The following is a 12,504-nucleotide window of genomic DNA, read 5'->3' as shown; positions in this document are numbered from 1 at the left end:
TCCATTTTAGTCATTCATTATTTAAAGAAATAACCCGTTTCAGGCGAGCTGGCATTTGCCATACGCTTGCGTGGCATACGTCCTGCAAGGAAAGCTTCACGTCCTGCTTCAACCGCTTTTTTCATGGCAGATGCCATTAAAATCGGATTTTGTGCAGCAGCAATTGCCGTATTCATCAGCACGCCGTCACAACCAAGTTCCATTGCAATCGCAGCATCACTGGCAGTACCTACGCCAGCATCGACCAACACTGGAACTTTGGCATTTTCTTTAATAATTGAAATGGTGTGTGGATTTAAAATACCTAAACCTGAACCAATCAAACTCCCTAAAGGCATAATTGCGACACAGCCCATGCTTTCCAGCTCTTGCGCCACAATTGGGTCATCCGAGGTGTAAACCATAATCTCGAAACCATCATCAATCAGGGTGCGTGCAGCTTTCAAGGTTTCGGTAATATTTGGATAAAGTGTTTTCTCATCACCCAATACTTCCAGTTTCACCAGATTGTGACCATCTAAGAGTTCACGTGCCAACATACAGGTACGGATTGCACTGTTTGCATCAAAGCAGCCTGCTGTATTCGGTAAAATGGTGTATTTTTCTGGTGGAATCACAGAAAGCAAATTCGGCTGATCGGGGTGTTGCCCGATATTCACACGACGAATGGCCACCGTGACGATTTCAGCACCACTGGCTTGAATGGCTAAGTCAGTTTCGTTTAAATCTTTATATTTCCCCGTGCCCACTAACAGACGTGAGTGAAATGTTCTTGAACCTACAATAAGAGGGGTATCTTCCATGGGAGCTCCGAATTAGCCGCCACCAACGGCATGAATAATTTCAATGCGATCTTGATCACAAATGGGGGTTTGCTCGAGTTTAGATTTAGAAATAATCATTTCATTTTGTTCGACAGCAAAGCGTTTGCCTTCCAGTTCTAATTCTTGAACCAGTTGTAAAAGATTCAGGCAAGAAGTTTCTTGTGCTTCGCCATTTAGAAAAATTTGCATGTTTTAATTCCCAACAATCTGCGACTTTATTTGGCGTATTTATAAGCATTCCAAGCCAGAATCAGCCATCCAGCAATCATCAATGCACCGCCAATTGGTGTAATGGCACCCAAGCCGCGAGGTAAACCCAAAGCCATGACATACAAAGAACCGCAAAAGAAGAAAATTCCAATTTGAATGAGGGCGAAACTCACTTTAATTGGAAGTTGTGGAACTACTTTTGCCAAAATGGCGAGCGCCAATAAGCCCAATGCATGGTAGAAAAAATAATCTGTTGCAGTCTGCCACCAAGCCAATTGAGCTTCGGTTGCACGGGCTTTTAAACCATGAGCACCAAAAGCGCCTAACATGACAGCAATTGCTAAATTAAGTGCAGAGATTGCGATCCACATAAGCCATGATGACCTGAACAAATTTGCGCATAACCTTAGCATATTCTGCGTAGGGTAAAAAAGCGAAATGTGACATTGTTCAAAGCGTTCATACAAAAAGGGCACAACATGCAAGTTGTGCCCTTTAAGGATAGAAAGAATTAGTTGGATGACATCGCAACTTTAATTTTTTCCATCGCATTTTTCTCTAACTGACGAATACGCTCAGCCGAAACATTATATTCTGCGGCCAGTTCATGCAGAGTCGATTTATCATCATCTAACCAGCGGCGCTGCAAGATATTACGCGAACGATCATCGAGCTGTTCCATGGCTTCATGTAAAGCCGAGGTGCTTTGTTCTTCGTAGTCTTCACTTTCAACCAAGCGGGCAGGGTCGTAGCGATTATCTTCTAAATACAAGGCAGGCGCGACATGAGTTGAACCCTCATCGTCATCATCACCTTGTGCTTCAAAAGCTGCATCATAAGCGGTTAAGCGACCTTCCATTTCCAGCACTTGTTCTGGGGTCACATTCAAATCATTGGCAATTGATTGAGCTTCTTCGAGCGTCAATTTTTTGCTGGATTTTTTCAGGCTACGCAAATTAAAGAACAATTTGCGTTGTGCTTTGGTGGTCGCAATTTTGACAATACGCCAGTTACGAATTACGTATTCATGAATTTCTGCTTTAATCCAATGCACAGCAAAGGAAACCAAACGCACGCCCATGTTCGGGTCAAAGCGTTTAACGGCTTTCATTAAGCCAAGGTTACCTTCCTGAATAAGATCACCTTGCGGTAAACCATAACCTGCATAACTGCGTGCAATATGTACCACAAATCGTAAATGCGACATGACCAGCATTTTTGCAGCATCAAGGTCTTGGTCGTAGTAGTAACGTTCAGCCAACTCTTTTTCTTGTTCGGCTGTTAAAATTGGAATCTGATTGACAGTACTAATATATGCCCCAAGGTTTACACCTGGTGCAGATAATGACAGGGGCATCAATTGATTGCTGCTGTCACTCATAGGTACTCCTTAATAAAATTGGACATTGATGTTCCACTACCTTTTATCTTAATGCCTATAGGCTCACACATTAAGGAAATTTGGGTAGTGTTATGTAATTTTTTATGCCAAATTGAAACCATTTAGTCTAATTGAAAATAATTAAGATTCAATTAAGTAATGGTATTCATGCTCTGAAATTTTTTGCACAACACAAGCCATTTGATGCATTTGACAATATCGAGTGACATCAATTTGACTATGCGGATCGGAAGATTTAAGCAAGACCCGACCAGGCGGAGAATTTTTTAAAGCGCGCTTCAACATGAGTAAGGGCATAGGGCAAGGCTTACCCATTGCATCAATGATGAGGTCGCCTTCGCGTTGATTCGACATATGTAGTGAGTAGTCTCAGAAAACACCGCCAAATCTTAGCAAATTTGATGCCAAATCCCAACTTAAAACACAGTAAAACTATATTTATGTTTATCTTGGTGTTAAATAAGTATCGAAAAAAAATTACTTAATTTGATGTGGAATAAGTAAAAAAAATTCTATTAATTGTCATAAACCCATGTTAAGCTCGATGCCGTATTGAGGATTTATCACAACTATAAATTGTTTTAAACCCATGCTCTACAATTGGATGTAACCGGGATTTTGTTAATAGTTATACAGAATGATTACAAGCTTAGAAATAATAAATGTTTTTAAACCTTGTTTGCTCTGCTGTTTGCAACACCGGGTGGTCCTTCTTTTAAATACAATGAGGATTAACTTATGACAGCTCGTGAACAAGGCGTAGTTAAATGGTTCAACGACACTAAAGGTTTTGGTTTTATTCAACGCAATGGCGGTGACGATGTATTCGTTCACTTCCGTGCTATTCAAGGCGAAGGCCACCGTTCACTTCGTGACGGCCAACGTGTTGAATTCAGCGTTGTAAAAGGTCAAAAAGGCTTCCAAGCTGAAGAAGTTCAACCTTTAGACTAATACGCTAAAGATTCTTCGAAACGCCTCAATGTATATTGGGGCGTTTTTTGTTTATAATGACCATGTTTTTCTATATTCATTAGTTTGAGCAAGTATTTATGTCATCTGGTTTTGAAACCCTAAATTTACATCCTCAACTTAAACAAGCGATTGATGCTTTAGGGTTTAAGGAAATGACGCCAATCCAGCAAAAGGTGCTCAAATTTACTTTGGCTGGGCATGATGCAATTGGTCGTGCACAAACGGGAACGGGAAAAACAGCTGCCTTTCTAGTCAGTGTGATTAATGACTTGTTGAATAATCCAATTCAAGAACAGCGCTTCCGTGGTGAGCCGCGTGCCTTAATTTTGGCGCCAACACGTGAATTGGCTTTGCAGATTGAAAGTGATGCAAAACATCTAACCAAATTTTCAGACTTGCATTTGGTGACGTTATTGGGTGGGGTGGACTTTGATAAGCAAAAAGCACAACTCGATAAAAAACCAGTTGATATTATTGTCGCGACACCAGGGCGATTAATTGATTTTGTGGAACAAAAAGAAGTTTGGTTAGACCAGATTGAATTTTTGGTGATTGATGAAGCTGACCGTTTATTGGATATGGGCTTTATTCCATCGGTTAAACGCATCGTGCGTTATTCACCACGTAAAGAACAACGTCAAACCTTGATGTTCTCTGCAACCTTTAGCTACGATGTTTTGAATTTGGCACAACAATGGTTATTTGAACCTGTGACTGTTGAAATTGAGCCAGAAAAGAAAACCAATGCAGATGTAGAACAGCGTGTGTATATGGTGGCGAAGTCGGACAAATATAAATTGCTGCAAGATATTCTGCATGATGAGCCGATTGAAAAAGTCATGATTTTTGCCAATCGCCGTGATCAAGTACGAAAGTTATATGACAGCTTGAAGCGTGATGGTTATAAAGTGGTGATGCTTTCGGGTGAAATCGCGCAAGATAAGCGTCTGAAAATGTTGGACCAATTTAAGAATGGTAAACATAACATCATGATCGCAACCGATGTGGCAGGACGCGGCATTCATGTGGATGGCGTTTCACATGTTGTGAATTTCACGCTACCTGAACAGTCAGATGATTATGTACACCGTATTGGGCGTACAGGTCGTGCGGGTACACGTGGTGTCAGTATCAGTTTCCTTTCGGAAGATGATGCATTCCACTTGCCAGAAATTGAAAAGGCGATTGGTCAGAAATTGCCACTCACTCGTTTGGAAGGTTATTGCTAATTTCATCCTGAGCGTGAAAAAAAGGTTAGTTTAAACACTAACCTTTTTTTATTGCTTATACATTCTGCTGACTAGACTTAACTTTTACAGTAAAACGTCACCACGGTTTGATAATCGGTATCTTTGGCAATACTGGTATTGGTGCCTGCAATACTGCCAATCACATCTGCGGCAGATTGAATCATTTGCCCAGTTTGATCATCGACCATGCCTTTGAGTGCACCATTGTATTCAGTTTTGTCACTCACAATGATCGGAGTTGAGTTTTTACAGGTTTTATTCGCAGCCTCTATCGCATTGTTTTTAGAGATAATGCTGGTTTTACCCAAGCCTGTAACTTCAAATTGATTATTCTCTTTCTGAATTACTGTCGAAGAGGTTGGTGTAGATGCACAGGCAGATAGTAAAAGTGTGAATAATGCTGTGGTGCCTAAAGTTAAAATTTTATTCATTTTTTCCCCATTCATTAGAACTAAGTACTGCCAAATAGTGTTGATGATTAATCATCAAGGTGTTGTATAAAAAATGCAGTTTTATTTTATTGCTCTGTGAAAATAACCGTTGAAATGACTATTTATTCAGTGGGCTAGAGCATTCGGAAAATATTGTGATACTCTTGCTGAAGTATTTATGTATAGATCTAAAAGTCAATGACGGATTTAACAGCAGACCTTATTCATCAAAATATTCATCAACGTCAGTCGATTGGACATCTGGTTGAACCTGCACCCAATGCAGCACAATTAGAGTTGGCATTTCAGGCAGCCTTGACGGCACCGGATCATCATCGTTTAAAGCCTACAAAATTTGTGGTGATTGAGTCGGAACAGCGTGAAGCATTTGGTCAGCTATTATCACAAGCACTTGCCGATTTGGGTGAGCAAGATCAGGTGCAGTTAGATCGTGTTAAGCAACACCCATTTCGTGCACCGTTGTTAGTTCTTGCGTTAACAAAGTTTCAAGAGCATGCCAAAGTGCCTAATTTTGAGCAGACCTTAAGTACGGGTGCGGCTATTCAGAATTTTCTGTTGTCTTTGCAGGCACAAGGTTTTTCGACCATGTGGCGCAGTGGTGCAGTGGTTGAATCCAAATTATTAAAGCAGGCTTTGGGGTTGACAGAGCAAGATCTGATTTCTGGCATAATCTATGTTGGTACAGCAGCAAAAGCCATTCCGCCTCGTGCAGAGATCAATACTGCTGACTATGTAAGTACTTGGAATAAATAAGTTGAATCCATGCTTTGGGATATAAAAATAAATGTCTGAATTAAATTTTAGTGATTTCGTTGACCCTGTGATCATTGATCGCAAAACTGCTTTACGTGTAACGGTGTTGGGTGGGGGGAGTTTTGGCACTGCCATGGCGAATACCGCTGTCCGCAATGGCTGCGATACCAAGATTTGGATTCGTGACGAAGCAGTAGCTGAAGAAATTAACCGTACCCATGTCAATCAGCGTTATTTGCCAGATTTTCAACTTGAGACTGGCTTGGTTGCAGTATCGGATGTAGAACAAGCAGTACGTGATCGCGATATTATTTTGGTGGCAATCCCGAGTCATTCATTTCGTGATGTGCTGAAGCAGATTCGTCCATTTATCAGTTCGCAAGCGGTGGTTTCGCTAACCAAAGGTATTGAAGCGAATACCTTTTGCTTTATGAGCGACATTATTCAGCAAGAATTGCTTGAAGTACCTTTTGGTGTGCTGTCTGGTCCTAACTTGGCAAAAGAAATCGTTGCAGGTCAACCTGCGGGTACGGTCATTGCCAGCGATTCGGAATTGGTGCGCTATGCCGTACAGCAAGCCTTGCATAGTGCTTTATTCCGTGTCTTTGCCAGTGATGATGTACACGGAGTCGAGTTGGGAGGTGCGCTTAAAAATATTTATGCGGTCGCTATGGGAATGGCGGCTGCCTATAATGTGGGTGAAAATACCAAGAGTATGCTTTTAACCCGAGCTTTGGCTGAAATGAGCCGTTTCGCCGTGAAGTTGGGGGCAAATCCTTTAACTTTCTTGGGCTTGTCGGGTGTGGGTGATTTATTTGCTACCTGTAACAGTCCACTCAGTCGAAACTATCAGATTGGTTTTGCTTTGGGTAAAGGAAAAACTTTGGAGCAAGCCACCAAAGAGTTGGGGCAAACTGCGGAAGGGATTAATACCGTGGTTCAGGTGCGGGCGCGAGCAGAAGAGCTGGATGTGTATATGCCAATTACCTGCGCACTCTACGATGTGATTTTTGAAGGTGCACCGCCTTTATCGATTGCGGTTTCCTTAATGAAAAATGGTCATCGTAGCGATGTGGAATTTGTTTTGCCGCATCATGAAGTCTAAGTTTAATTTATTGAATGCATTAGAATTGTCATAAATATTGTATATACTTCAAAATTGAGCACCTGCTGATTTTAATTTTACAATACAGTGGTGTGCTCTGAAATAATAAGGAAATTTTATGCAACTTACTTTGGTTCGTCATGGTGAAGCTTCGCCAGCACTGGATGGAAATGATATCAAGCGCCCGTTAACAGCACGTGGTCATTTGCAAGCGCAAGAAACAGCAAATTATTTAAAAGATTTGGTTCAGCCTGATATTTTTATTGTGAGTCCATTATTAAGAGCCCAAGAGACACTCGCGCATATTCAAACCCATTTTAAAGGCGTGCCTGTTTTATTGTGTAATGCGATTAAACCTGATGATGATGCGCGCGTTGCAGTGGAATGGTTATCGCATCTGCCTTATGAGTCGATAGTAGTCGTTTGTCATATGAATGTTGTGGCGCATATTGAAGAACTACTTACCAATGAACCATTTCATCCCTTTGCGCTAGCTGAAGCACGTTGTTACGCGCAAACAGTGATTGCTGCGGGTTTATCAACAGTACAGAAGCGTTTTATTCCTCAGGCTTAAATGATACCGAACGGCAGATAAAAATAAATGTTGTATATATGGATGCCAGAAGCGAATGAGGCGTGGCAGTGGTCGCAAGGGGAATCTTGGCAAGCTGCTGTAAGTCTTGAACAATTGATTCAGGACTTACAGCCTTTTGCACAGCAAGAAGCGACGGTTTTTTTCCCGAGTCGCCATGTGCAAATGCTGCAACAGACGTTGAGCAAAATGCAATATAAGCAGTTGGGGCAAGAAGGCATTAAATATCTGTTGGAGGAATATATCGTATTTCCAATCGACAGTATGAAAGTCTTGCATCACTTTCAAAATCCAGATCAGTTGACCTTATTGGGTATTTCACAGCATCTGGTTGAAACATGGCAGCATTCACTTTCATTATTGCCAATCAAGATTGCAGCCCTTATTCCAGATTTTTACGCAGCACCGCAGCCTGTGAATGAGGATCAAACCGTTCTACTTCATTTGCATGGTCGTTTACTGGCACGTGAAAGCGAGTGGATGGGCTGCTCTATAGATGACTTGCCGCTGTATTTGGACTATCAGCTTGCTACGCATCATTATCAAGTGTCGAATATCAGTGATATAGAGTTGAATAGTTTGCAAGCTCGATTGACTCAAGATCAAATTACGAGTTTTCAATACACTTTTGAACCATTAAAGAAGACCAAACAACACCCTTTTAATGTATTGCCAAAATTGAAGTCCGATACTCAGCTTTCGGGATATTGGAAGGCTTGTACCGCTGTATTTTTGACAATTTTAGTGGTTCAGTTTGGTTATGATGCCAGTCGTTGGTATAAGAATAAAAAAGTCGCTGATGAAACGGCTATTCAGGCTGTATCTCAATTTAAATACTGGTTTGGACAAAATTACCCAGTGACGGAACAGACCTTGAAAAGTCAGTTTGAATTTCAGATGCGCAGTAATCAAATGGGGCAAAATGCAGGACTGCAATTGCTGAGTCGGGTTGGTCCTGTATTAATGCAGAATAAAATTACTGCGGATCGTGTTTCTTACGATGCTAATGTGCTGAATTTAGATCTCAAGGCAAATTCATCGGCTGTTTTGCAAAATCTGACACAACAACTGACTCAACAAGGGTTTAAGGTAGAGTTGGGGAATATTCAGCCGAATGGTTCGGGGGTCATTGGTTTGGTGAAAATACAATAATGAAAGCATTAGAAAAAATTCAAAGCTCTTTCGATTCATATGCAGAGCAAATTGCACAATATTTAGAGCGCTTGTCACTTCGTGAACGCATTATGGTGATCTTTACCGTCATCTTTGTATTGATTGCAGCTGTCGGCTCAGCATTGTGGTACATGCATAAGGCTGCAGAGTATCAGCAACAGCGGGTTAGTGAGCTAAAAGATTTGGTGGTATGGATGCAAAGTAATGCCGTGACCATGAAACCAGCAGGGGATGTCCAGTTAAGTGCGGCAGACAAAGTACAGCGTGCTGCACAGCAGCAAGGTTTGGGTGTGGCTTCGCAACAAATGGGTGAACAAATTCAAGTGGTTGTAAGTCATGCCAATTACGCCATTCTTGCAAATTTTCTCACGCAATTGGCACAGATGGGCTTAAGCATTGAAAAAATGGAATTTCAGTCCAATGCAGGACAGATTAAATTAACAGCGACACTACAATAATAGGTCAAAATAAACAGTTGCCAAGCATGGCGTTTTTGGTGGGCTACGCCTATAATATATCGACTTAAAAAGCCGTAGACTTTTCTAGATATGTTGTATTCTCTAGCCCGCCCTTTGTTGTTTTCTTTAGCACCAGAGCGTGCACATGAGCTAACATTATCCTTACTGAAATCAGCCCATGCGATGGGAATGATGCGTCAGCATGTTGCAGCAAAACCTGTGACCTGTATGGGTATTGAATTTCCAAATCCTGTAGGATTGGCTGCTGGTTTAGATAAAAATGGTGCTTATATTGATGCCTTAGCTGCACTTGGCTTTGGCTTTATTGAAATTGGAACCATTACCCCACGCCCACAAGCGGGCAATCCACAACCTCGTCTTTTCCGTTTGCCACAAGCAAAAGCCATTATTAACCGTATGGGCTTTAATAATGATGGTGTGGATCAACTGATTGAAAATGTCAAAGCGGCAAAATTCAAAGGTGTACTTGGGATTAATATTGGTAAAAATGCCGATACTCCTGTAGAAAATGCGGTAGATGATTATCTAATTTGTTTAGAAAAAGTCTATAACTATGCTTCATACATTACCGTCAATATTTCTTCTCCAAACACAAAAAATCTACGTAGCTTGCAAAGTGGTGATGCACTGACTGAATTGTTAGTCACCTTAAAGAAGCGTCAGCTTGAATTGGCGGATGAACACCAGCACTATGTACCTTTAGTGCTTAAAGTAGCTCCAGATTTAACTCCAGAAGATATTGCTTTTATTTCGCAGCAACTGATTGCCAATAAAATTGATGGTCTGATTGTGACCAATACTACTTTGTCACGCGAAGGCGTAGAAAATCTACCACAAGGTGATGAAGCGGGTGGTTTATCTGGTGCGCCAGTCTTCGAGAAAAGTACGGCTTGTTTATCTGCTTTTGCTCAAGCATTAAATGGTCAAGTCCCACTGATTGGTGTTGGTGGAATTTTGGCGGGTGAACAAGCACTGATTAAACAAAATGCAGGGGCAGCACTTGTACAAGTCTACAGTGGCCTCATATATACAGGACCTAAACTGATTAAAGATTGTGTCGATGCTATGCTTGCAAAATGAATACCATTGATATCTTCATACTGATCATTTTGCTCATTGGAGGGCTAAACGGTTTGCGACAAGGATTTGTTAAAGCCTTTGCGAACTTGGTGGGTTGGATTTTTGCACTGATTGTCGGTGCTAAATATGCCGCACTCATTGCTCCTTCAATGGGGGTGCTCAGTCAAGATCCAGTGGTTCAGAAAATAGCGGCATTTGCATTCATTGTCTTGGTCATCATCGTATTTACTTGGTTAGCCACAGCATTGTTAAATGGTGTATTAAGCACCTTGAAGTTGGGTCCGCTCAATCGCCTTGCGGGTGGCGCGTTTGGAACACTGAAAGGGTTGATGGTGGTTTTAATTACCATGCAGGGCTTAAGTCCATGGGTGGAAAGTTCTCCACACTGGAAGCAGTCCAAAGTCGTTCAATCCTTATTGCCTTATGCGCCATGGGCTGCCCAGTTATCGAAAGACGCAGCGCACGAAGCGCTTGAACATATTCAGTCGGAAGGTACACAGCAATCTTCCCACTCCTTGTCTGAACCAACGCCAAAAGATCATTCGCGTTCAGGCAATTCAACAAATAATCCTTTTTATTAATCCTAGCTTGTCTGCGAGGTTGCTATGTGTGGAGTTGTTGGTATAGCTGGTAAATCACCCGTTAACCAAATGTTGTTTGATGCATTAACGATGTTACAACATCGTGGACAAGATGCAGCTGGGATCGTAACTTGCCACGAAGGACGTTTATTTCTTCGCAAAGACAATGGCATGGTGCGTGATGTTTTCCATACTCGTCACATGCGTGCCTTACTGGGTAACTATGGTATTGGTCATGTGCGTTACCCGACAGCAGGTTCTTCGAGCAGTGCTGAAGCGCAACCATTTTACGTAAACTCACCTTACGGTATTACTTTGGCACACAATGGTAACTTGACCAATGCTGAAGAAATTCATGATGACCTGTTTAAAACAGATTTACGTCACATGAATACCGATTCGGATTCAGAAGTATTACTTAACGTTTTTGCGCATGAGCTGCAAAAGCGTAGCAAATTAGTGCCTACTCCTGAAGATATTTTCCATGTAGTTTCGCGTGTACATGAGCGTTGTAAAGGTGCTTATGGCGTGGTTGCGATGATTACGGGTCAAGGTCTGGTTGGTTTCCGTGATCCAAATGGTATTCGTCCACTCATTTACGGTTCTCGTGTAACAGAAACGGGTGAGATGGAATATATCATTGCATCAGAATCTGTTGCGATTACGGCACTTGGCTTTAAAGTTGAGCGTGATATTGCACCAGGTGAAGCGATTTTCATCAACGCAGATGGTGAAATGTTCACGCAGCAATGTGCTGAAAATCCACAATACCGTCCATGTATTTTTGAATATGTGTACTTCGCGCGTCCAGATGCAACGATTGATGGTATTTCCGTGTATAAAGCCCGCTTGAAAATGGGTGAGAAACTTGCACATAAAATTCTGAATGAATGGGGTCAGGAACACGACATTGATGTGGTTATTCCTATTCCTGATACTTCACGTACTTCAGCATTAGAGCTGGCTAATACGTTGGGTGTGAAATTCCGTGAAGGGTTTATGAAAAACCGTTATATCGGTCGTACCTTCATTATGCCAGGTCAACAGCAACGTAAAAAATCTGTTCGCCAAAAGCTCAACCCTGTAGAGCTTGAGTTTAAAGGTAAAAATGTGTTGCTGGTGGATGACTCGATTGTACGTGGTACGACGTGTAATGAAATCATTCAAATGGCACGTGATGCTGGTGCGAAAAAAGTATTCTTCGCTTCGGCAGCGCCAATGGTGAAATATCCAAACGTTTACGGTATTGATATGCCTGCGAAGAAAGAGCTGATTGCTTCTGAACGTAGCGTTGAAGAAATCCGTGAAATTATTGAAGCAGATCGCTTAATTTTCCAAGACTTGGAAGACCTTAAAGCGGCAATCCGCACCAGCAAAGTACCAGATTTACAAGAATTTGACTGTTCTGTATTTGATGGTGTTTACGTGGCGGGTGGTATTGATACTGCGTATCTAGATGAGTTGGAACAAAAGCGTAGTGACACCGCAAAAAAATCGAAAGATGGCTATATTGATGTCAACATCGATGCGGCTTCAGTAGATTTGACAGGTGTGACCGAGCAATAATTTTCAAAGATTTTGCGTGAAAAAGGTGGGTAATTCCCGCCTTTTTCATTTATGATGTGGCTGAA

Annotated in this window: 16 protein-coding genes; 10 read left to right on the top strand and 6 right to left on the bottom strand. The window is 41.7% G+C overall.

Annotation, left to right across the window (positions count from 1 at the left end; genetic code table 11):
* Window positions 1–17 precede the first annotated feature (17 nt).
* The 5 genes from GWK51_RS13710 to GWK51_RS13690 form a co-directional block, all read right to left on the bottom strand.
* Window positions 18–803, bottom strand: coding sequence for a thiazole synthase (locus GWK51_RS13710; protein WP_100243144.1), 786 nt, complete (start codon window positions 801–803; stop codon window positions 18–20).
* A 12-nt stretch (window positions 804–815) separates the two neighbouring features.
* The gene (thiS, locus tag GWK51_RS13705; protein ID WP_100243143.1) at window positions 816–1,013 is read right to left on the bottom strand and encodes a sulfur carrier protein ThiS; all 198 of its coding nucleotides are present in this window, start codon (window positions 1,011–1,013) and stop codon (window positions 816–818) included.
* Between the two features lie 26 nt (window positions 1,014–1,039).
* On the bottom strand, window positions 1,040–1,405 hold the full coding sequence (locus GWK51_RS13700) for a DUF423 domain-containing protein (protein ID WP_142768977.1): 366 nt from the start codon (window positions 1,403–1,405) through the stop codon (window positions 1,040–1,042).
* Window positions 1,406–1,545: 140 nt separating this feature from the next.
* A complete protein-coding gene (rpoH, locus tag GWK51_RS13695; protein ID WP_016167620.1) occupies window positions 1,546–2,415 on the bottom strand; it encodes an RNA polymerase sigma factor RpoH in 870 nt (289 codons plus the stop codon).
* Between the two features lie 141 nt (window positions 2,416–2,556).
* Window positions 2,557–2,790, bottom strand: a complete 234-nt coding sequence (locus tag GWK51_RS13690) for a sulfurtransferase TusA family protein (RefSeq protein WP_142768976.1) — start codon at window positions 2,788–2,790, stop codon at window positions 2,557–2,559.
* A 384-nt stretch (window positions 2,791–3,174) separates the two neighbouring features.
* Between GWK51_RS13690 and GWK51_RS13685 the strand changes: the two genes are divergently transcribed.
* Both GWK51_RS13685 and rhlB read left to right on the top strand, forming a co-directional pair.
* A complete protein-coding gene (locus GWK51_RS13685) occupies window positions 3,175–3,387 on the top strand; it encodes a cold-shock protein (protein ID WP_005177104.1) in 213 nt (70 codons plus the stop codon).
* A gap of 98 nt (window positions 3,388–3,485) precedes the next feature.
* A complete protein-coding gene (gene rhlB, locus GWK51_RS13680) occupies window positions 3,486–4,637 on the top strand; it encodes an ATP-dependent RNA helicase RhlB (protein WP_100243140.1) in 1,152 nt (383 codons plus the stop codon).
* A gap of 77 nt (window positions 4,638–4,714) precedes the next feature.
* Here the strand turns inward: rhlB and GWK51_RS13675 are convergent, their stop codons facing one another.
* Complete coding sequence (locus tag GWK51_RS13675) at window positions 4,715–5,089, bottom strand: hypothetical protein (protein ID WP_142768975.1); 375 nt, start codon at window positions 5,087–5,089, stop codon at window positions 4,715–4,717.
* Window positions 5,090–5,287: 198 nt separating this feature from the next.
* Between GWK51_RS13675 and GWK51_RS13670 the strand changes: the two genes are divergently transcribed.
* From GWK51_RS13670 to purF, 8 genes are all read left to right on the top strand, one after another.
* Window positions 5,288–5,863 (top strand): nitroreductase family protein, encoded by a 576-nt coding sequence (locus GWK51_RS13670; protein ID WP_100243138.1) that lies wholly within the window; start codon window positions 5,288–5,290, stop codon window positions 5,861–5,863.
* 31 nt (window positions 5,864–5,894) lie between these two features.
* Window positions 5,895–6,968 (top strand): NAD(P)H-dependent glycerol-3-phosphate dehydrogenase, encoded by a 1,074-nt coding sequence (locus tag GWK51_RS13665; RefSeq protein ID WP_161934121.1) that lies wholly within the window; start codon window positions 5,895–5,897, stop codon window positions 6,966–6,968.
* Window positions 6,969–7,086: 118 nt separating this feature from the next.
* The gene (locus tag GWK51_RS13660) at window positions 7,087–7,542 is read left to right on the top strand and encodes a SixA phosphatase family protein (RefSeq protein ID WP_161934120.1); all 456 of its coding nucleotides are present in this window, start codon (window positions 7,087–7,089) and stop codon (window positions 7,540–7,542) included.
* A gap of 27 nt (window positions 7,543–7,569) precedes the next feature.
* Window positions 7,570–8,712 (top strand): type II secretion system protein GspL, encoded by a 1,143-nt coding sequence (gspL, locus tag GWK51_RS13655; protein ID WP_161934119.1) that lies wholly within the window; start codon window positions 7,570–7,572, stop codon window positions 8,710–8,712.
* Window positions 8,712–9,191, top strand: coding sequence for a type II secretion system protein GspM (gspM, locus tag GWK51_RS13650; protein ID WP_161934118.1), 480 nt, complete (start codon window positions 8,712–8,714; stop codon window positions 9,189–9,191). Before gspL ends, gspM begins: the two co-directional genes overlap by 1 nt.
* 90 nt (window positions 9,192–9,281) lie before the next feature.
* Entirely contained in the window at window positions 9,282–10,292 is a 1,011-nt protein-coding gene (locus GWK51_RS13645) for a quinone-dependent dihydroorotate dehydrogenase (RefSeq protein WP_161934117.1), read from the top strand.
* Window positions 10,289–10,873 (top strand): CvpA family protein, encoded by a 585-nt coding sequence (locus tag GWK51_RS13640; RefSeq protein ID WP_142768970.1) that lies wholly within the window; start codon window positions 10,289–10,291, stop codon window positions 10,871–10,873. Before GWK51_RS13645 ends, GWK51_RS13640 begins: the two co-directional genes overlap by 4 nt.
* 24 nt (window positions 10,874–10,897) lie before the next feature.
* A complete protein-coding gene (gene purF, locus GWK51_RS13635) occupies window positions 10,898–12,439 on the top strand; it encodes an amidophosphoribosyltransferase (protein ID WP_100243131.1) in 1,542 nt (513 codons plus the stop codon).
* The last annotated feature ends 65 nt before the right edge of the window (window positions 12,440–12,504 follow it).

This window comes from Acinetobacter kanungonis (assembly GCF_009939195.1).
Lineage (GTDB): Bacteria > Pseudomonadota > Gammaproteobacteria > Pseudomonadales > Moraxellaceae > Acinetobacter > Acinetobacter kanungonis.
This window is presented reverse-complemented; position numbering and strand designations above follow the sequence as displayed.

Coding starts and splice junctions, on each gene's coding strand:
- GWK51_RS13670 (WP_100243138.1), top strand. CDS start 5,288: ATGACGGATTTAACAGCAGACCTTATTCATCAAAATATTCATCAACGT.
- GWK51_RS13665 (WP_161934121.1), top strand. CDS start 5,895: ATGTCTGAATTAAATTTTAGTGATTTCGTTGACCCTGTGATCATTGAT.
- thiS (WP_100243143.1), bottom strand. CDS start 1,013: ATGCAAATTTTTCTAAATGGCGAAGCACAAGAAACTTCTTGCCTGAAT.
- GWK51_RS13685 (WP_005177104.1), top strand. CDS start 3,175: ATGACAGCTCGTGAACAAGGCGTAGTTAAATGGTTCAACGACACTAAA.
- GWK51_RS13660 (WP_161934120.1), top strand. CDS start 7,087: ATGCAACTTACTTTGGTTCGTCATGGTGAAGCTTCGCCAGCACTGGAT.
- purF (WP_100243131.1), top strand. CDS start 10,898: ATGTGTGGAGTTGTTGGTATAGCTGGTAAATCACCCGTTAACCAAATG.
- gspM (WP_161934118.1), top strand. CDS start 8,712: ATGAAAGCATTAGAAAAAATTCAAAGCTCTTTCGATTCATATGCAGAG.
- GWK51_RS13700 (WP_142768977.1), bottom strand. CDS start 1,405: ATGTGGATCGCAATCTCTGCACTTAATTTAGCAATTGCTGTCATGTTA.
- gspL (WP_161934119.1), top strand. CDS start 7,570: ATGTTGTATATATGGATGCCAGAAGCGAATGAGGCGTGGCAGTGGTCG.
- GWK51_RS13645 (WP_161934117.1), top strand. CDS start 9,282: ATGTTGTATTCTCTAGCCCGCCCTTTGTTGTTTTCTTTAGCACCAGAG.
- GWK51_RS13675 (WP_142768975.1), bottom strand. CDS start 5,089: ATGAATAAAATTTTAACTTTAGGCACCACAGCATTATTCACACTTTTA.
- GWK51_RS13710 (WP_100243144.1), bottom strand. CDS start 803: ATGGAAGATACCCCTCTTATTGTAGGTTCAAGAACATTTCACTCACGT.
- rpoH (WP_016167620.1), bottom strand. CDS start 2,415: ATGAGTGACAGCAGCAATCAATTGATGCCCCTGTCATTATCTGCACCA.
- GWK51_RS13690 (WP_142768976.1), bottom strand. CDS start 2,790: ATGTCGAATCAACGCGAAGGCGACCTCATCATTGATGCAATGGGTAAG.
- rhlB (WP_100243140.1), top strand. CDS start 3,486: ATGTCATCTGGTTTTGAAACCCTAAATTTACATCCTCAACTTAAACAA.
- GWK51_RS13640 (WP_142768970.1), top strand. CDS start 10,289: ATGAATACCATTGATATCTTCATACTGATCATTTTGCTCATTGGAGGG.